At 46.9% G+C, this 17,368-nt stretch carries 20 protein-coding genes and 1 pseudogene; 7 read left to right on the forward strand and 14 right to left on the reverse strand.

The window, feature by feature from the left end; genetic code table 11:
- Positions 1-15: 15 nt before the first annotated feature.
- From ACLHV9_RS26590 to ACLHV9_RS26615, 6 genes are all read right to left on the reverse strand, one after another.
- Complete coding sequence (locus tag ACLHV9_RS26590) at positions 16-2,037, reverse strand: acyltransferase family protein (protein WP_410375996.1); 2,022 nt, start codon at positions 2,035-2,037, stop codon at positions 16-18.
- Between the two features lie 236 nt (positions 2,038-2,273).
- Positions 2,274-2,867, reverse strand: coding sequence for a hypothetical protein (locus ACLHV9_RS26595; protein WP_326979420.1), 594 nt, complete (start codon positions 2,865-2,867; stop codon positions 2,274-2,276).
- A complete protein-coding gene (locus ACLHV9_RS26600; protein ID WP_326979419.1) occupies positions 2,864-3,127 on the reverse strand; it encodes a hypothetical protein in 264 nt (87 codons plus the stop codon). The genes ACLHV9_RS26595 and ACLHV9_RS26600 overlap by 4 nt, the downstream gene beginning before the upstream one ends.
- Before the next feature lie 363 nt (positions 3,128-3,490).
- A complete protein-coding gene (locus tag ACLHV9_RS26605; protein ID WP_326979418.1) occupies positions 3,491-4,297 on the reverse strand; it encodes a hypothetical protein in 807 nt (268 codons plus the stop codon).
- 29 nt (positions 4,298-4,326) lie between these two features.
- Positions 4,327-6,885, reverse strand: coding sequence for an LPD7 domain-containing protein (locus ACLHV9_RS26610; RefSeq protein ID WP_326979417.1), 2,559 nt, complete (start codon positions 6,883-6,885; stop codon positions 4,327-4,329).
- A 2-nt stretch (positions 6,886-6,887) separates the two neighbouring features.
- Positions 6,888-7,244 carry a plasmid mobilization protein gene (locus ACLHV9_RS26615; protein WP_326979416.1) on the reverse strand — a complete coding sequence of 119 codons (357 nt, stop codon included), beginning with the start codon at positions 7,242-7,244 and terminating at the stop codon, positions 6,888-6,890.
- A gap of 437 nt (positions 7,245-7,681) precedes the next feature.
- On the opposite strand from ACLHV9_RS26615, the gene ACLHV9_RS26620 reads away from it, so the two are divergent.
- From ACLHV9_RS26620 to ACLHV9_RS26645, 6 genes are all read left to right on the forward strand, one after another.
- Positions 7,682-8,119, forward strand: coding sequence for a hypothetical protein (locus tag ACLHV9_RS26620; protein ID WP_326979415.1), 438 nt, complete (start codon positions 7,682-7,684; stop codon positions 8,117-8,119).
- On the forward strand, positions 8,116-8,862 hold the full coding sequence (locus ACLHV9_RS26625; RefSeq protein WP_326979414.1) for a hypothetical protein: 747 nt from the start codon (positions 8,116-8,118) through the stop codon (positions 8,860-8,862). Before ACLHV9_RS26620 ends, ACLHV9_RS26625 begins: the two co-directional genes overlap by 4 nt.
- A gap of 24 nt (positions 8,863-8,886) precedes the next feature.
- Entirely contained in the window at positions 8,887-9,546 is a 660-nt protein-coding gene (locus ACLHV9_RS26630; protein ID WP_326979413.1) for a hypothetical protein, read from the forward strand.
- Positions 9,547-9,550: 4 nt separating this feature from the next.
- Complete coding sequence (locus ACLHV9_RS26635) at positions 9,551-10,039, forward strand: lytic transglycosylase domain-containing protein (protein WP_326979412.1); 489 nt, start codon at positions 9,551-9,553, stop codon at positions 10,037-10,039.
- A 71-nt stretch (positions 10,040-10,110) separates the two neighbouring features.
- Positions 10,111-10,440, forward strand: coding sequence for a helix-turn-helix transcriptional regulator (locus ACLHV9_RS26640; protein ID WP_326979411.1), 330 nt, complete (start codon positions 10,111-10,113; stop codon positions 10,438-10,440).
- Positions 10,441-10,591: 151 nt separating this feature from the next.
- Positions 10,592-11,296 (forward strand): IS6-like element IS26 family transposase, encoded by a 705-nt coding sequence (locus ACLHV9_RS26645; protein ID WP_001067855.1) that lies wholly within the window; start codon positions 10,592-10,594, stop codon positions 11,294-11,296.
- A 182-nt stretch (positions 11,297-11,478) separates the two neighbouring features.
- On the opposite strand, the gene ACLHV9_RS26650 is transcribed toward ACLHV9_RS26645, so the two are convergent.
- From ACLHV9_RS26650 to ACLHV9_RS26660, 3 genes are read right to left on the reverse strand one after another with little or no spacing between them, the layout of a single operon-like run.
- Positions 11,479-11,835: a cupin domain-containing protein gene (locus tag ACLHV9_RS26650; RefSeq protein ID WP_000215515.1), complete on the reverse strand. Its 357-nt coding sequence runs from the start codon at positions 11,833-11,835 to the stop codon at positions 11,479-11,481.
- A complete protein-coding gene (locus ACLHV9_RS26655) occupies positions 11,825-12,226 on the reverse strand; it encodes a DUF86 domain-containing protein (protein ID WP_001293886.1) in 402 nt (133 codons plus the stop codon). The genes ACLHV9_RS26650 and ACLHV9_RS26655 overlap by 11 nt, the downstream gene beginning before the upstream one ends.
- On the reverse strand, positions 12,223-12,513 hold the full coding sequence (locus ACLHV9_RS26660) for a nucleotidyltransferase family protein (RefSeq protein WP_001247892.1): 291 nt from the start codon (positions 12,511-12,513) through the stop codon (positions 12,223-12,225). Before ACLHV9_RS26660 ends, ACLHV9_RS26655 begins: the two co-directional genes overlap by 4 nt.
- 158 nt (positions 12,514-12,671) lie before the next feature.
- On the opposite strand from ACLHV9_RS26660, the pseudogene ACLHV9_RS26665 reads away from it, so the two are divergent.
- Positions 12,672-13,931: pseudogene (locus tag ACLHV9_RS26665) on the forward strand (Tn3-like element TnShfr1 family transposase); the annotation flags it as partial.
- Between the two features lie 51 nt (positions 13,932-13,982).
- Here the strand turns inward: ACLHV9_RS26665 and ACLHV9_RS26670 are convergent.
- From ACLHV9_RS26670 to ACLHV9_RS26690, 5 genes are all read right to left on the reverse strand, one after another.
- Positions 13,983-14,687, reverse strand: a complete 705-nt coding sequence (locus ACLHV9_RS26670) for an IS6-like element IS26 family transposase (RefSeq protein WP_001067855.1) — start codon at positions 14,685-14,687, stop codon at positions 13,983-13,985.
- A gap of 46 nt (positions 14,688-14,733) precedes the next feature.
- Entirely contained in the window at positions 14,734-15,498 is a 765-nt protein-coding gene (locus ACLHV9_RS26675) for a hypothetical protein (protein WP_407221241.1), read from the reverse strand.
- A 23-nt stretch (positions 15,499-15,521) separates the two neighbouring features.
- Positions 15,522-16,028, reverse strand: a complete 507-nt coding sequence (locus ACLHV9_RS26680) for a hypothetical protein (RefSeq protein WP_326979397.1) — start codon at positions 16,026-16,028, stop codon at positions 15,522-15,524.
- Between the two features lie 421 nt (positions 16,029-16,449).
- Positions 16,450-17,019, reverse strand: a complete 570-nt coding sequence (locus tag ACLHV9_RS26685; RefSeq protein ID WP_326979396.1) for a hypothetical protein — start codon at positions 17,017-17,019, stop codon at positions 16,450-16,452.
- The gene (locus tag ACLHV9_RS26690; protein WP_326979395.1) at positions 17,016-17,357 is read right to left on the reverse strand and encodes a hypothetical protein; all 342 of its coding nucleotides are present in this window, start codon (positions 17,355-17,357) and stop codon (positions 17,016-17,018) included. The genes ACLHV9_RS26685 and ACLHV9_RS26690 overlap by 4 nt, the downstream gene beginning before the upstream one ends.
- Between the last annotated feature and the right edge of the window lie 11 nt (positions 17,358-17,368).

The raw sequence follows: 17,368 nt of genomic DNA on the forward strand, positions 1-17,368 counted from the left end.
GCCCCTTACGTACGATTACTTGAAAGGATTACCAAACTCTCTAATATACATTTGACCAAATCTGTATGATGCATAGTCAGTTAAATGTCCCTCATCACGATAAACAGTAACACCATCTATATTCGAAACACACTTCCCACTTACGCATTGAATTGATTTTGAATCAATAAACATCAAACCAGGGAACTCACTCTTCATTTTGGCCATTAATTTAATAAGTTTATCTGGGTTGTTCTTTTTTGGATTTTGATTATCACATTCATTAATATCAAATGGGCGTCTGTGAATAACATGCTGATTTATACAATTCTGATAGTTAACAGGCATATTCGCTATTGTAAACATGATTACTGGCTTTGAGCCTGCATTAACAATTACTCGTAAGGCCTCGCGCAATGCTTCTTCGTAACGTTTGTTTGAAAGTGCCTCGGTTCTCATGTCACCATCATTATTAATCAAATGTGTGCCAAAGTAGTTCGCCCATACCTGTCCAATAATGACATAATCATAATGATTAGAATTTATATATTCATAATATTTAGCAACATTATCATGACATTCTTCGTACTTAATGCCTTTATGTTTCCACCAATCAAATTGATAAATACCTGGTAAGGCCAAACATGAAGATGTTGTTAAAGCGTACATTTTTATTCCAGCATTTTTAGCCATAACATCAAAAAAACCCCAGAAGTGGCTTGCGTTAGAATCTCCAATCAAAAATGCTCGCCTAGAACCTGAATTATCTCCGAAGTAACAATCAGATAGAACCTGCTTTCCACTATGACATTCTTCTCTCATTTCCGCCTGCTTAGATGCAGAGTGTAAAAGTTCAAATGAGCGATTATATTCCGCATTAAAACGCTGAGGGAAGCCGTCAGTTTTTTCTGTATAATTGAATAGGACTAAACACAGAGCAAGTGGTGCCAAAACCAGCAAGACAATACTTATTCCAAAGGATAACCTCACTTTACGGAGACGATTTTCGATACCATGGTAGCAAACTATAGCCAAACCCACGGTGATTAATAGAGCACTATATAAAGTTTGTCCAGAAAAGGTATAACCTAGATAGTTGAACGTTGCAAATACAGGCCAATGCCAGAGATAGAGTGAGTATGAAATTTTCCCAGTGTAACTTATTGGTGTTAGCTGCAGAGTACGATTCACTAACGAATCTTGACTAAGAAATAGAATTGAAGATGCAACACAGACGAGAAGGGTCCAGCTATTTGGGTATAACTCCACGGAAATATTCTTCCCGGAAATCCAGACAATAACAGCCAGAGCACCTATTGCCAGTATATTTTTCAACCACTTATTTAATGAAGGAACATTGTTCCTCATCAAAGCAGCACTTCCGCCAATAAGAAATTCAAAAGCACGCATATTCAAAGAGTAATAATGCTGCTCGTGTGACAAAAGACTTATCAGAACCACTGCCAGAGTAGCGATGACTGTGACTATCAGCCATGCTTTGAGTAAAGCCTTTTGTGATATTTTGATTTTGAATTTACTGGCAAGTAGTATCAAAATGGCCGCAAAGATTGCCAAAAAAAAGTACCATTGCCATTCAATTGCCAGGGACCATGTATGCAAAAGAAGGAAATAATTTGAATCAGGAGACGCATATGTGGTACTAAGTTTATCAAAATACTGATTAGATAAAAACAGAGTGGTATATTTTGCACTTTTAGTAAAGGCAGAATAATCATCAGGAATGTAGCAATATGTAGCAATTGCAATAGCAGCTGCAATTGTTGCCAATAAAGCTGGTTGTAATCGCCACAGTCTACCATTCAGAAAATTAGATATAGAGAACGTTTTTTTTTCAATCTCTCCAATAACTTTCCCTGTAATAAGAAACCCTGATATTGTAAAGAATATATCCACGCCGATAAATCCAGAAGGAATGAAAGACAATCCAGCATGGAAAAATATAACAAGCAAGACGGCTAAGGCACGAAGCCCATCTATATCCTGCCTGTAGCCTTGTAACGCCTGACTTTTTGTTTGATTTTCAACTACAAAATCCATTTATAATGGCACCTTACATCTTTTAATATTTTGGTTTTATCGTAATACTGTATTTACAGAACGGCTTTTAACCCGTAAATCCCAGCACTATCCTTACCGCCCCGTGTAACTCGTGTAGTTTTTTAACTTCAGAGCAAAATTAATCAACTACTGACCCTGAATCATCGTCCTCGTAACCGGGCCCCATTTAGTTGCCCCCAGTTTTTGAAATTGGTAGTTCAATTCAACAGCCATCATCAAATCCTCGATAAGCTTTCATTCACTTGTACGCGAACATAGATCCCGGCATCGTGGCATATATTTAACCACTGCGCTATCTGCAATGGGTCACCTTCCAGCCGCTTCACTAAACCAGAAGCATTCCAAAGCTGTAGGCAAGTGGAACCATCGATCCGGATCACAAAAGCCGCCATACACGCATTGTGCCTGACGCCATCAAGAACCACCGGTTGGTCTTCCGTTATGGTCTGAACGCTATTCATCTCACGGTCCGGCTTCAGGGGAAGAACATTAACCTCCGTTGCGCGCTGCTCCGTCAGGATGCGCGCCTGTTCGTCGGCCAGAAGCGGGGCGGCCAGCGAACGACCGACGTCCGTCAGCTCGACAGCCAGTTGCAGGTTCGGGGCGCGCAGGGTGCGCAGCCAGCCCGCCGTTTCCATGCGCCGGCAGGAGGCGCGCAGGTTCGGGCCGTACACCGGGGCGTCCCCGCCCTGCTCCAGCACCCGCTCGATATCCCGTGTGGCCACCGGCCCCGGACGTTTCGCCCCGAGGGCGGCCAGCACAATCAGCACCCGCCGCTGCAGCGGCGACGGTCGGCGCGCCTGTGTCATTGCTTATCCGTCTCCGGCCAGATGAGTTTTCTGAGACGCTGATGATCGACGTCAATGAGCGCTTTGGTTTGTTCGTAATTTTTCATTGGGGCACCTGTAATGGCCAATTCATACCAGAATGTCAGAAGGATGCCGGCCTTACTCGATTCGCTGATGTATTTAGCGCCCTGGCTGTCCAGCTCGCATCCACGGATACGTTCTTCCGCTATCCGGGTCAGCTGCTCATAGCTGAGTGAAAACGTCACTTCTTTCTCATCCATCCTGCACGCTCCGTCTGATAATGTTCGGTTTAACAAAAAATCATACTTCGTATGATTACTGTATTAACTGAAAAATATCATATCATGTATGATTATTATGAATAACGATAAATATCACATCTGGCATGATTTTGTGCATGTTTTTTAATTATCATATTACTTACCGTTTTCCCGCCACGCAGCATCCGAAAAGATGCTGAACCGGAAGACCGGGCAGCTATCACGGTCGCCCTGCAGTTTTATGGTTGTCGTAATGAATGCGGTGTGCATCGTGAATTCGGGAATTTTTGGGGAGGTGTACTGATTACCGTAAGGTATCATGCATCTCCTTGAGGGTGGTAAACCGCGAGATCGGCCTTGCGATTATTCACCGGACTTAATTACCCGGATGCTCTTTAAATTAAGACGGTTTGCACTCCAGACGCCGCTTCCAACCGCAGCGCCGGTGGACTTTCTGAAGCGCAGACCGCATTCACTAACCCACTGGGTGTCGGTTTCCCGCAGCCTGACTTCGCGGGGCCGGTAGCATTCTGTAATGATCCCCACGTGTGTCATTGGCTGCCGTATTTTCTGCTCAGTGACGTGAGTGGCCTTATCTGACTGACCGGCCACCGCTCCGGCGCTGTACTGAGGCACGATCTCCGTGGAGACCAGCAGAGGCATACTGTCCGGTACCCTGCCCTTTCCAGACGCAGCGAGCAGATCGTCCGCCACCTCTCTCAGCCAGTCATACAGTTTCCACGACTGATCCGGGATGCCGTCGAACGTAAGTTCACGCGTGGTGAGAGTCCCGCCCTGGTCTCGGACCTTCTGAATAAATCCCGCGATCTTCCCGTCGGACTCGACGGGCTCCGCCACAATCCGATCGTGATACCCGTCAAACTGGTCCAGCGTCAGGTCGATATAGTCCCCGTCCAGGGCGACAATGACATGGCCGTGTCTGTCAGGACCGTCATCCCACTGTATGCCGATGACATAGGGAAACAGTTTTTCGTTGTGCTCCTTCAGGTACTGCACCAGTGTCTGGCTGGCCAGCTCGCAGCAACCGTCCGGGAAGTCCTTCAGCACGTCACGCCAGACGGACGGTACCGGCTCGCCAGACCGTTCACCGGCTGCCAGCTCCAGCGCGCGGCGGAATGCCTGGATTCGCAGATTAATTTCTGGTGTCATACTGACTGTTCTCCTCACTAAGATCGGAATTAGTGGTTTTTAGGTGACATCTTATTCGAATGAACATCACTTTGCTGTTTTTCATTCATGGATATAAATTTCTTATTCACATCTTCGCTTTCAAAGCTGACATGAATATTCTTCTCTTTAGCGACCCTGAGAACATTTTCGATAAATGATACATCACCGTTTAGGGTTAAAGGCCGATAACCATTTTTTTCAAGTGCCAGCCTTATAGCGAGTTCAATAGCTTCATCATTTTGTTTCTGAACAACCGACACCCACTCGCGTGAATCAATGACTGCTTCTTTGTTATTAATAAGATAAGAGACAGAACCATTGTTCTTGACCGCATAAGTCACTTTATCCAGCAACACTGTGATGGAGTCAGGCTGTGACTCGAAGTAATTGCTATCAGGCTTTGTAGTCTGTCGTTTCGAAGCCTTACGTAACTCCTCGAGGGCATGGCGATCGCCTTCATCAGCAAGAATTCTGAGATATTCCAGAAATCGATTGTAAGTTGAAAGGGACGCCTTCAAAAGAGTACGTTCTTCTTTCTGTTGTTGCTGCAAAACCTGCCTGGCCCTGAGCTTCTGGAGACGTAGAGCCGCAACATTGCTCTTTTTCTCTGCCAGTGTCAGGCTGTTGTCCTTCCAAACCTCAGACGCTTTTTGTCGGAAGGATTTATTCAGCAGGGTTCGCTGCCTGACATGGTGTTCTTTTAGCTCATTCCAGCCAGTGCTATAAAGATTTTGCTCACTGTCCCACTCTTTAAACTGATGCCAGTAGCTACGCGATGGTGTAACAAAGTCATTGATAACCTCTTTGCGAATCTGTCGGGCATATTCAAGCTTTAAGTATTCACTGGCCTCCTGCCAGTTGAGGCTGAGTTCCTTTGTCAGGAAGTCGTTTACGCTATATGAGCGGGAACCGCAACGTATCCGATCCTCCCCATTCCGGGACTTTGTCACTGAGTATTTAGCTGTATCAAGCCCGTGGGTATGCTGAAGGCTTTTCAACAATTCGTGGCCATTCATCCTTGTCCGGATCAACTGCCAGTCTGCCTCTCCAGAAGCGGCGTGCTCAATGAGCCTCTCAGCAACGTCAGACCTCACAGATTCAAGATAGTTATCGCTACTGCGGTGTATGTCATTAAATGTGTATCGAACTGCTGCTTCGTGTAGTGCGTGCCAGTCACCGGTGACTACTCCCCGCCCTCCTCTTCCTGCATCAGCTCGGTCAATTGGGTATCGCACAGGATCGGAAATTCCGGACTCCCAATCATCCATGACCACAGATTGGTTACTTTGCAAAAGCAACCCGGTTTGTTTGTAGAGGGTAGAATCCAGTTGCCCGAACTGCAGTTGGCGCACGCTATGCTGGGAAAGTTTTTGTGTCGCTTGATAGTTGAGTCGAAGTAACCCTGCTCCATCATCGCGTAAAACGCTGGATTTCTGACTACCTTTTTTTCTTCTGACATTGTATTTCTCCTTCATCCTTTCAATAAGTAGGTTCTGAATATTAATTTCCCGCACACTAGTAGAAACGGGAATTTGACTATTTTGAGTTTTATTCACAGATAACAGATTATCAATAACAACCTGCTTTTCATTATCGGGTAATTTTTTATACTTCTTAAACTCCTTAGAATTTGGGTGAAAGTGTTTTATTTCATGGCTACGACGATTTAACCATTCAGTTAAAAGTTTCTCATCGCGTTCAAAATCATGCAGTTTCTTTTCCTCATCGCGACGGCCGGAGTTTGATGTAATGAAGTTTAATTTTTCATCATAGGGTAAATCAATAAAGCCTTTGGTAAATACATAGTCTTTTAGATTAACTCCTTTAACATGCCCTTCTGGAGTGACATTGAGATACTGTTTTTCACCCTGATTTCTGACTTTAACTTTCCCTAGCTCATCAAGCTTGGACATAAATTTCGCGTAATCAAGATCTTTATCGGAAAGGATTTCAGTCAATAAATTTTCTTTGAAATTCCTCACATCCGATTTAAAAAAATCACCTTTATATTTCGATATGAAATCACTTATATCAGTAACATTAAATCTATGGTTATCTCTTGGGCTTTCGAACCCATAGCGATGATTAATTGACTCCTGAATGGCTTCAACATACTTCTCATTATGAGGGTAATACCCGAGTGGATTGAGATACGAACCGTCAACAAGATTCACTTTTGGTATAATAACGTGAATGTGTGGCTTTCTGTCTTCCATTTCACCGGTTTTTTCGTTAAGTACTCTTTTAATTTTTGGTATATGTGCCTCGGCGTAGAAAGCATACTCGTCCTCGCGATACGCATTCATAAGGCTACTTTTAAAATCCTCAACAACTGTTTTAAGTACTTCCTCTGATATATAATCTTCTTTAAAAGGAAGTGCTATATGCAGATAACGGTCATCACCGGTGTCAGGCATAGCGTTAACTATCGCATCCGTTATATCAAGGTCACCAGAAAGAATCAGGCGCTTATCAAGATCGTCACGATGCAAATGATTTCCATTCTTTTGCCCTGTGCGAAGGTAGTTAGCGAAACCACTATTATATCCGCGAACACGAACAAGCATCTTTATTTCCTTTGTGACTTTGCGGTCTCTAAAAGAGCAGACACTTTTGATAGGACTGTTTCAACCAGGGCATCTGAAATCAACCCAGCCTGGTTAGCGATATTGAGGGCATGAGCAATCTGGTTGCAGTTGTTGGCAATATTGCTCAGTAAGCGAAGACTTTCACGCATATCACCTGTAACAGGAGCAGGAACAATGATCTCAGTCCGATCTGTCATAACGCATTCACGGAAGAAATCCGATTTAGATAACCCACTTTGCGCGAGGCGGAGCTCATACTCATTCTTGGTCGCAAGGGTTATTCTGAATGCAACTCTTTCTGTTAGTTTTTCGCCTTCAGTCTTTGTTGGCCTTGCCATCTCTCTACCCTAAATTAACGTGAGTTAATGGTGTTGATTTTCAGGAGCGTCAGCTCCGGGTTTCAAAGGGGCACCCTTTGGCGCGGTCATGTGAGAAAAAACGTAGTTTTTGTCGAACATGACGAACGTGCCTGTGTTTTAAGGTCTGACGGCCCTTAAGGCACTGTTTTGCAGGTGCTAACGCAGTTAAAGCGCATTGCCCCGCATTATTCGCGCATTCCTCGCGCTCCTTCAGCGCATGGTTGTGCATTTACGCGCAGCGTTAGTGCAGGCTACCGCAGAACCTTGCATTGCCTTGCAGGAGCACGCTGTTACTCGCATTACCTCGCATCTGTCATGCAGCACAAACGCAGCATAAAAATAATCTTCCAAGATTGATTTTTTATCGATTATCGCATAGCATTCAAAAAAATTACAACTAGTGCGTATTAGATGGAATGCAAAAAGTAAACAGCAGCAATGTAAATTCTGTTTCTGGGGAACAGATAAACAACGAAGAAAAGCTTGCTGAATACATGCAAGCCAATAAGCCGAAAGGGCACAGGTTTTCAAAACTGGATCCAGTTAAGCCATACATTTTGTTATTACATAGAGATGGTTACTCTCACGATCAGATTGCTGCATTCATGAAGATCATTGGCATAACCGCTCATAGCACCACTGTTGGAAGGTACATCCGTAAGTTCAGTTCCGATGAGATAGCTAAAAGCGAGAGTGAAGTCGCAAAACCTAAACTTGCTGGAAACACTTTACATCTCCAGCAACCCACATCCTCACAGCCCAAAGCGCCAGCTAGTCTGGATGAACTTTCTCGACCGACAGAAAAAACAGCGAAGTACGCCCCCTATCAAAGCAACGCAGGAAATAAAGAATGAAAACTTCAGGTAAAAAACAAATACATTTTATCATTCAGGGAAAAGGTGGATGCGGTAAATCGCTTCTGGCTTTGATTCTAGGTATGTATTTTAAAATCAATAAAAAGAAGAAGTGCGCGTTTTATGACATCGATCAGGTTAATACCACCTTTACTCAGTACGAGAATCTCGATGTTAAACACCTTCGAATCACTGAAGTTGATAATCTCAATGAGATAAATCCACGCCTGCTTGATGATGTCGTACAAAAAATTATTGATAATGATGCCGAGGTCGTAGTTGTTGATACGGGTTCAAATACATTCCTGAACCTTCTAAATTATCTTGTACAGAATCAGATATTTGATATTTTTTATGGTATGGATTTTTCTGTTTATATTCATACCGTCATTGTTGGGTCAGGAGATTACAACGACACACTTAATGGCGCGAAAGCTATCATTGAAAACCTGAGTATCCCAGTAATCATCTGGGTCAACGAATACTTTGGACCGGCAATTGAAAAGCTGAAGAACTCTGAACTCAACAGTGATTCCTACGAGCATAAACAGAGCATACTCGCATATATGCTTCTTACTAAACCAAATGAGAAATTACTGGGGCAGGATTTGGTTCTTATGATAACCAACAGACTTACCTTACAGGAGGTTGAATCCAGTGAGATTTTTAGCTTTGTCTCTCGTATTAGGATTAAAAAGCATTTTGCAGACGTCTTTGCAAAACTGGATTCCATTAAATTTTAATGCCAAAGAAACAGGGAGGAGAAAATGAATAGCGTGTTTGATAATTTTGACCTGTTTTGTGAAGAAATTTACAAAGAGTTTAAAATAGATGTTCGGGGTGGTGAGTCTGAATACAAAATTCTCGGCTATATGGTTTATACCGCTGTAAAAAAAGCCTATGAGGAAAACACGACACGTATGGAAGAAACTGAGAAGAAAATTAATAGCTTTCTTCTTCAGTTTGATGAGCTGGGTACCGGGGTCAGAAAAGCACTCATTTCATCTGTTCAACTCATAGCTGATGCCCTGGATAAGAAGTACGAAAGCATTGGTCATTTGAAAGATGAGGTCCAGGCAGACATTCTGAAACAAGCTCAGCAGGAGCTGGAAAACATGGCTGGCCGAATCCTGAAAAATGAGCTGAGTAAAAACGGTCTGACTCTCAACCAACAGCTTAATTCTACAATAAAAGCACTTTCAGGAGCTTCTGACGAGGCGATCAACAATGCAGAGATGGTTGGCCAGAGAGTTAAGAAATCGCTCTCTGGTACACTGTTCCGCCTGTTCATGCTTCCCCTGGCCGGCACATTAACAGCCATTCTTTTGATACTGATACTCCAGAGTGTGGGAGTCCTGTCGTTACCAGTTCAGGTTCATATTGACGCGGGAGCACTGGCTGCCCAGCTCAAGTCGGTTATGAGGTAGCGGCGTGAAAGCATTTGCCCTTTGTCTTTTCATCTTTTTACTCGTGCCGGCAGCGGGTCATGCATATTGCTTTAGGGAAGCCGGGGAAGCAATGAAAGTGGACCCTCTCCTGCTTCTCGCGTTTGCGATACAGGAAAGCCACCTGAACAGTAACGCGATCGGAGTTAACAAACCTGACACCAAAGGCTCGATTACCTATGACTACGGGTTGATGCAGATTAACAGCCGAAACGTTGACTCTATCTTCAGACACTTTGGGATAGATAAGAACGTATTGCTGCGCAACCCATGCATCAACGTCTATGCGGGAGCGTACATTCTCCGTCGAAACTTTGATCAGTACGGAGTGAACTGGTTCTCTGTGGGTGCTTACAATGCCGGTGTTAAACAGACACCAGAACAGGAAAGAAAACGGCAGAAGTATGCAAAACAAGTACGTGCCATCTACATGAAGCTCCAGGAGATGGACCGCGTAAGAAAAATCGATCTGTAGCTCAATGGCTTGTAATCAGAACATGCAGATTTTGCAGAATTTGTTAGTGATACTTTCAATCAGGAACGAAGATGACTGGATTTGAATTACGCCTTTGGCGCCGTGGATTTGACTGGAGTCAGGAGCGCGCAGCAGAAGAACTGGGGATTTCAGTACGAAGCTACATTACTTATGAAAACCATCAACCTCCCAGGTTAATTGCTCTCGCCGCTCTGGCCCTCGAAAAGAAAGTGAACGGAAACTCAGACACAGATTTCCTGAAATGGCGACAGGAGCATAAACTGACACAGACAAACGCGGCTAAGATGCTCGGTGTATCTCTACGTTGTTACATCGATTACGAAAAAATTAAGGCACCATATTTTGCCCGCCTGGCTATCCATGCCTTGAAAATTAGCTAATGACCTGCTTAGCCCAAAAAGGAGAACCTATGTACATCATTGATGCCATGATAACATGCTTAATTTTCTACCCTATCGCTATTTTTTAGGCACTGTTGCAAATAGTCGGTGGTGATAAACTTATCATCCCCTTTTGCTGATGGAGCTGCACATGAACCCATTCAAAGGCCGGCATTTTCAGCGTGACATCATTCTGTGGGCCGTACGCTGGTACTGCAAATACGGCATCAGTTACCGTGAGCTGCAGGAGATGCTGGCTGAACGCGGAGTGAATGTCGATCACTCCACGATTTACCGCTGGGTTCAGCGTTATGCGCCTGAAATGGAAAAACGGCTGCGCTGGTACTGGCGTAACCCTTCCGATCTTTGCCCGTGGCACATGGATGAAACCTACGTGAAGGTCAATGGCCGCTGGGCGTATCTGTACCGGGCCGTCGACAGCCGGGGCCGCACTGTCGATTTTTATCTCTCCTCCCGTCGTAACAGCAAAGCTGCATACCGGTTTCTGGGTAAAATCCTCAACAACGTGAAGAAGTGGCAGATCCCGCGATTCATCAACACGGATAAAGCGCCCGCCTATGGTCGCGCGCTTGCTCTGCTCAAACGCGAAGGCCGGTGCCCGTCTGACGTTGAACACCGACAGATTAAGTACCGGAACAACGTGATTGAATGCGATCATGGCAAACTGAAACGGATAATCGGCGCCACGCTGGGATTTAAATCCATGAAGACGGCTTACGCCACCATCAAAGGTATTGAGGTGATGCGTGCATTACGCAAAGGCCAGGCCTCAGCATTTTATTATGGTGATCCCCTGGGCGAAATGCGCCTGGTAAGCAGAGTTTTTGAAATGTAAGGCCTTTGAATAAGACAAAAGGCTGCCTCATCGCTAACTTTGCAACAGTGCCCGATTGATCGCGTCGCTTGCGGCACGCTGCGACGCAAGGAGGTTTGCGACCTGGTTTAGCAGCCGTGTCCGCTGCATGTCTGTTACCTATCTCCCCGACCGCTCATTGGACCAACTCCAGAGATTGGGCTCTATCGCTCAGCCAATACGAAACCGGCATTGGCTGATGCCACAACCGAGACTAACACAAATGGCTCGGTACCTGTATTTCGCGCCCCGTGCACTTGGCCCGGTCTTGCCACGGCTATCTCACCTTCCCTGAGGGCACGAACAATCCCATTGCCCTGAAAGTAATCAGCCATTCCCGACAAAACAGTCCACGTGTCTTGGCCGTGAGGATGAATGTGAGCCGCAATTTCCTGCCCGGGATGGACATGCCAAACCACGATAATTGAGTCTCGGGTTTCAAGCACAACGGAACGAATAGGCTCGCCTTCGGACGGCTGAACATACTCGGCTACAGAAAATATTCTCGATTCAACAGTCATCGGAGATCCCTCTTTCACAGTTGTCGTTACGGTCTTCATCGTCGGCATCCTGACGCACGGCGGGCAATTGCTGGAGCAACGCCGGCAGCCATTCCTGTACCGTCTCCCACACCACATCGAGGTTGATGTCGAAATAGCCGTGAGCCATGCGATTACGCATATTGCGCATGCTGCGCCACGGCACGTCGGCATGCGCCTGGGTGAACTCGACGTAGCCATCCATCACCTTTGTGGCCGCCTCGCCGATGACGATCAGGCTCATGATGACGGCCTGCTGGGTGCGCTTGTCGGCCAAGAAGTCGTCCTTGGCCATCCCTTCCACGAAGCTGCGCGCATCGGTTGCGGCCTGCTGAATGTGGTCGAGGTAATCGGGCAGGCGGTTCTCGCTCATATCGGTTGCGCCTCCGCGAGCACCTTGGCCCGGAACTTCGGCGGCAGGTCGCCGGGAGTCAGCAGATCGACGTCAACGCCGAGCAGCGATTTCAGTTCTTCTTCCAAATCGCCCAAGTCCAACAACGTGGCACCGGGCAGCGCATCGACCAACAGGTCGAGGTCGCTGCCATCCCGGTCGGTGCCATGCAGCACCGAGCCGAAGACGCGCGGGTTCGCGGCGCGAAAGCGGCCTACCGCTTCACGCACTGCGCTTCGCTTCATGTCAAGCACAACAGACGGTCGCATGCGCATCCTTTCTTATCGAAACTCGTTGAGATGATATGCAATCAAGAATAGAATTTCAAGAACTATTTTCGAGAATCGCAATGCCTTGATTCCCGTGCCGCGCCGGTTGCCTTGGCGGGTTTGTCACAAACCTACGTTTTTGAGAAGAAGGAGACTGCATGCCCCGCCGTTCAATCCTCTCCGCCGCAGAGCGCGACAGTCTCTTGGCGTTGCCCGATACCCAAGACGAACTCATCCGGCTCTACACGTTCAGCGAACCCGACCTGTCACTAATCCGCCAGCGGCGCGGTGACGCCAACCGCCTGGGTGTCGCGGTGCAATTATGCTTATTGCGCTTTCCCGGTCAGGGCCTGCTGCCCGACGCTGCGGTGCCGATGCCCCTGCTGCAATGGATCGGACGGCAACTGCGCATCGATCCATCGTGCTGGCCACAGTATGCAGAGAGGGAAGAAACCCGGCGCGAGCATCTGCTTGAGCTGCGTGCATATTTGGGCATGGAGCCGTTCGGCCTGGCGCACTATCGGCAGGCTGTCCATGCCGCGACCGAGTTGGCCTTGCAAACCGACAAGGGCATCATGCTGGCCAACAGTGTTCTCGACGACCTGCGGCACCGACACGTCATCTTGCCGACGCTGGATGTTGTCGAGCGCGTCTGTGCCGAGGCGATCACCCGCGCCAACCGGCAAATCTACGAAACCTTGTCCGAACCGCTATCGGACGCGCATCGTCGCCGCCTTGACGATCTGCTCAAACGCCGGGACAACGGCAAAACGACCTGGCTGGCCTGGCTGCGCCAGTCACCCGTCAAGCCCAATTCGCGGCACATGCTCGAACACATCGAACGCCTCAAGGCATGGCAGGCGCTCGACCTGCCTTCCGGCGTCGAGCGGTCGGTGCACCAGAATCGCCTGCTCAAGATCGCCCGCGAGGGTGGCCAGATGACACCCGCCGACCTGGCCAAGTTCGAGGCGCAGCGGCGCTACGCCACCCTGGTCGCGCTCGCCATCGAGGGTATGGCCACCGTCACCGATGAAATCATCGACCTGCATGATCGAATCCTGGGCAAGCTGTTCAACGCCGCCAAGAACAAGCATCAGCAGCAGTTCCAGGCATCCGGCAAGGCGATCAACGCCAAGGTGCGGCTGTTTGGGCGCATCGGTCAGGCGCTGATCGAGGCCAAGCAAGCGGGCCGCGATCCGTTCGCCGCAATCGAGGGCGTACTATCCTGGGATGCTTTCGCCGAAAATGTCACCGAAGCGCAGAAGCTCGCGCAGCCCGAGGACTTCGATTTCCTGCACCGCATCGGCGAGAGCTACGCCACGTTACGCCGGTACGCGCCGGAATTCCTCGCCGTGCTCAAGCTGCGGGCTGCGCCCGCTGCCAAGGATGTGCTGGACGCCATCGAGGTGCTGCGCGGGGCACTGTTGCAAAGTTAGCGATGAGGCAGCCTTTTGTCTTATTCAAAGGCCTTACATTTCAAAAACTCTGCTTACCAGGCGCATTTCGCCCAGGGGATCACCATAATAAAATGCTGAGGCCTGGCCTTTGCGTAATGCACGCATCACCTCAATACCTTTGATGGTGGCGTAAGCCGTCTTCATGGATTTAAATCCCAGCGTGGCGCCGATTATCCGTTTCAGTTTGCCATGATCGCATTCAATCACGTTGTTCCGGTACTTAATCTGTCGGTGTTCAACGTCAGACGGGCACCGGCCTTCGCGTTTGAGCAGAGCAAGCGCGCGACCATAGGCGGGCGCTTTATCCGTGTTGATGAATCGCGGGATCTGCCACTTCTTCACGTTGTTGAGGATTTTACCCAGAAACCGGTATGCAGCTTTGCTGTTACGACGGGAGGAGAGATAAAAATCGACAGTGCGGCCCCGGCTGTCGACGGCCCGGTACAGATACGCCCAGCGGCCATTGACCTTCACGTAGGTTTCATCCATGTGCCACGGGCAAAGATCGGAAGGGTTACGCCAGTACCAGCGCAGCCGTTTTTCCATTTCAGGCGCATAACGCTGAACCCAGCGGTAAATCGTGGAGTGATCGACATTCACTCCGCGTTCAGCCAGCATCTCCTGCAGCTCACGGTAACTGATGCCGTATTTGCAGTACCAGCGTACGGCCCACAGAATGATGTCACGCTGAAAATGCCGGCCTTTGAATGGGTTCATGTGCAGCTCCATCAGCAAAAGGGGATGATAAGTTTATCACCACCGACTATTTGCAACAGTGCCGCTGATTTTCCGGAAGCTCTTTGTTAAGACGGGCCTTTTTATCATGAAGCTCATGATAAGCAGCATCTGTCAAGGGTTCGGGAATAATGTATGCCTGTTTATCTGACTGCCAGAACCCGGAAAACAAAGGATCTCCCAATGGATTATAGACCGTAAACAACTTGGGACTGTAGCACCCAGGGACAGTCTCATAGCCATCAAAATAATTATGATTGGTTTCTGCTGTTTCTTTCTGAAACTTCTCAACGATAGCCAGAGCCTCCTGGATCGTATTAGCTCCTTCACCTATCTCTAACTCGATGTCAGCCCAGTAAGTTGAAAAACCATCATCGTCAAAACACTTATGGCTGCCTTCCGTGACAATACGTAATTCTCTGCCTTTCCGTATTTCATTGAGTCTGGCATCTTCCTGTATTTTACGGGATCTGGCTAATACATCCTCAACATCCGGGACCTCCTCACCGGGTTTAGCCACATCACGCATTGTCCAGAAAACCTCGGCATCTGGACGGTTTTCATCACATTTCATGCTCAGTTGTTCTACTGCGCTGGAGATAGATAACGCCAGGTCGTAGTTAAATTTACTGTCGACAGCACCGGCATCATATAAAGCACCAAACTCACCTACGGCAGTACCCAGGCGGGATTCGCACTCCTCGGCGGTAATCAGTTCGTTCTCATAAAGGGCCCTGATAACATCAATCTGCCCCTCAATCTTTGCCAGTTCTATTGAATTATCAATATTCATTTATTTTGCTCCGGGCGTGATTGTTATGGCTTCATTTGTGATCTGGCAGTAACGGAGGGTTCACTGACTCCAGGGTACCGGCAGCTTTCTTTGATAGCATTCATAACATCGGATTTCTGGCGCATCGCTTCGAGAGCTTTGTCCACAATATCGTAATAAGCATTACGATCATCCTTCGGAATGCTTAATTCGGCTACGTATGAAGATGCGTCCTCCAGGGCAAACAGTTCAATAATTCTTTCCTTATTCTCGTTCATCCATGCCTTATACTGCTTACCGGAAGCCAGGAAAGAAGAACTCTTATTCTCTTTTTCGATGAATGCGATCTTCTCTTTGTTTTCAGCACTATCAGGATTGTCTCCATTTAATTTACTGATGATAAATGGATCACTGGTAAGGATCAGTACGCTTTTATCCTCGATATTTCCCAGTATCTTATCAAATCGTGCCTCCTGTTCACTTCGTTCATTCAGCGCCCCCTGAGTAACAGTATTGAATAACTCATTCATAACCTTACCTTTCGTTTCCATAACTCCTCCATAATGAAACATCATCAACTATCATATAATACGTATTATATGTAATTTATAAGGAATGGTCACGTACTCGACGTTCAAAAAACACCCTGATTAGTGGTGGTTTAATCATCTGAGCCAAGGTGATAGTTTGCCCTGTGCTCGCTCAGTGGCTTGCAGCAGTAACCCGCAGACCTTCTTAAGTCTGCAGGTAAATTTACCCGATATCTGTGAACAATGACGAAGGTTTCCAGGTACTGCATCGGTTCGAGTAAGTAGGCAAGCCCGATATGAAAATGTGACAAAAAAGCTCCCTTAAGGAGCCTTTTATATCGTAAGGTCTGTCTGAAACGTTGTTTCTATCTCACATTACCAAGCTATGTTCTGCGTTATCAGTTAAGTCGTTCCTTTAGATTCACTAAAAATTAAACCTTGTTTAGTCCAGTGAGTGTTCACCACGAATCTTTTTATCATAAATTCGCTGAATAAGAATTTCTTGCATTCTTCCTGACACTGCACGACGTGTTACCCAGAAGTAAATAAACAGCATGGCATAGCGATATGTTGTTGGGTTTAGTTCTATATAAATGACCAGTTCTTCTGTTTTTTCAGTGTTCAATCCTTTGAAATCATCTTTAAAATCACCTTTAAAATTAGTAAATGATTTCTCGACCCAGGCGCTTAACTGATTGGTGTCATCAAGTGGCGGCGACTGAATTATTCGAATAGACTTGCGTAAGAGTGGTAAATATCCATAAAATATTGGATTACCATCTGTACTATCCCATCTGCGCTCCAGGTCTAACACTCGCGTTCTTTGACGATATTCAGCAGGGTACATTCTTATTATACGCCTAAGCCGAGGAACTAACCTCCTTATTTGCCCGTCATATTTCATCCCTTGTACAGGATCACGTAAAATTTCCTGTATTTTTTCATACCAGAAACTGTGAGCTGCATATTTATCTTCAAGTATTACTATTGATTCATTGAAGTCTTTATTCATGCATTCCTCACCACTTTAAAGGCCGAACCGCCATTGATCTCTAAATCGACCCTTTCTTTTCGGGTGTTCCTGACCATGAATGTTTTATTTATTGGTGCATATACTCCGCCTGCGTTGTAAGCGGTCTGAATATAGCTCCTTGCATCATTAAAGGCTGCTTGGCGTTTTTCGGCATCCACGCGTTCCAGTTTTGATTCTAAATTCTGAAGCATTGCCTCACCCTCTTCTTTGGAAGGGGGGATGGGAACAGCCCAGGCCTCTGATGCCTCCAGATTTTGCCCCTGAGCCTGAAACCTTCCCCTATGAGCCGCTTTAAGAGTCTTAGTTTGCCTTGCCATAATCCAATCCC

The sequence above is a fragment of the Enterobacter sp. CPE_E890 genome (assembly GCF_046521475.1).
Classification (GTDB): domain Bacteria; phylum Pseudomonadota; class Gammaproteobacteria; order Enterobacterales; family Enterobacteriaceae; genus Enterobacter; species Enterobacter adelaidei.

Excerpts from the sequence above, each read along its gene's own strand:
- ACLHV9_RS26680 (WP_326979397.1), bottom strand. The coding sequence starts at position 16,028 with ATGGAAACGAAAGGTAAGGTTATGAATGAGTTATTCAATACTGTTACT.
- ACLHV9_RS26620 (WP_326979415.1), top strand. The coding sequence starts at position 7,682 with ATGCAAAAAGTAAACAGCAGCAATGTAAATTCTGTTTCTGGGGAACAG.
- ACLHV9_RS26615 (WP_326979416.1), bottom strand. The coding sequence starts at position 7,244 with ATGGCAAGGCCAACAAAGACTGAAGGCGAAAAACTAACAGAAAGAGTT.
- ACLHV9_RS26685 (WP_326979396.1), bottom strand. The coding sequence starts at position 17,019 with ATGAATAAAGACTTCAATGAATCAATAGTAATACTTGAAGATAAATAT.
- ACLHV9_RS26675 (WP_407221241.1), bottom strand. The coding sequence starts at position 15,498 with ATGAATATTGATAATTCAATAGAACTGGCAAAGATTGAGGGGCAGATT.
- ACLHV9_RS26670 (WP_001067855.1), bottom strand. The coding sequence starts at position 14,687 with ATGAACCCATTCAAAGGCCGGCATTTTCAGCGTGACATCATTCTGTGG.
- ACLHV9_RS26645 (WP_001067855.1), top strand. The coding sequence starts at position 10,592 with ATGAACCCATTCAAAGGCCGGCATTTTCAGCGTGACATCATTCTGTGG.
- ACLHV9_RS26650 (WP_000215515.1), bottom strand. The coding sequence starts at position 11,835 with ATGACTGTTGAATCGAGAATATTTTCTGTAGCCGAGTATGTTCAGCCG.
- ACLHV9_RS26625 (WP_326979414.1), top strand. The coding sequence starts at position 8,116 with ATGAAAACTTCAGGTAAAAAACAAATACATTTTATCATTCAGGGAAAA.
- ACLHV9_RS26630 (WP_326979413.1), top strand. The coding sequence starts at position 8,887 with ATGAATAGCGTGTTTGATAATTTTGACCTGTTTTGTGAAGAAATTTAC.
- ACLHV9_RS26595 (WP_326979420.1), bottom strand. The coding sequence starts at position 2,867 with ATGACACAGGCGCGCCGACCGTCGCCGCTGCAGCGGCGGGTGCTGATT.
- ACLHV9_RS26640 (WP_326979411.1), top strand. The coding sequence starts at position 10,111 with ATGACTGGATTTGAATTACGCCTTTGGCGCCGTGGATTTGACTGGAGT.
- ACLHV9_RS26655 (WP_001293886.1), bottom strand. The coding sequence starts at position 12,226 with ATGAGCGAGAACCGCCTGCCCGATTACCTCGACCACATTCAGCAGGCC.
- ACLHV9_RS26605 (WP_326979418.1), bottom strand. The coding sequence starts at position 4,297 with ATGACACCAGAAATTAATCTGCGAATCCAGGCATTCCGCCGCGCGCTG.
- ACLHV9_RS26600 (WP_326979419.1), bottom strand. The coding sequence starts at position 3,127 with ATGGATGAGAAAGAAGTGACGTTTTCACTCAGCTATGAGCAGCTGACC.
- ACLHV9_RS26590 (WP_410375996.1), bottom strand. The coding sequence starts at position 2,037 with ATGGATTTTGTAGTTGAAAATCAAACAAAAAGTCAGGCGTTACAAGGC.
- ACLHV9_RS26690 (WP_326979395.1), bottom strand. The coding sequence starts at position 17,357 with ATGGCAAGGCAAACTAAGACTCTTAAAGCGGCTCATAGGGGAAGGTTT.
- ACLHV9_RS26660 (WP_001247892.1), bottom strand. The coding sequence starts at position 12,513 with ATGCGACCGTCTGTTGTGCTTGACATGAAGCGAAGCGCAGTGCGTGAA.
- ACLHV9_RS26610 (WP_326979417.1), bottom strand. The coding sequence starts at position 6,885 with ATGCTTGTTCGTGTTCGCGGATATAATAGTGGTTTCGCTAACTACCTT.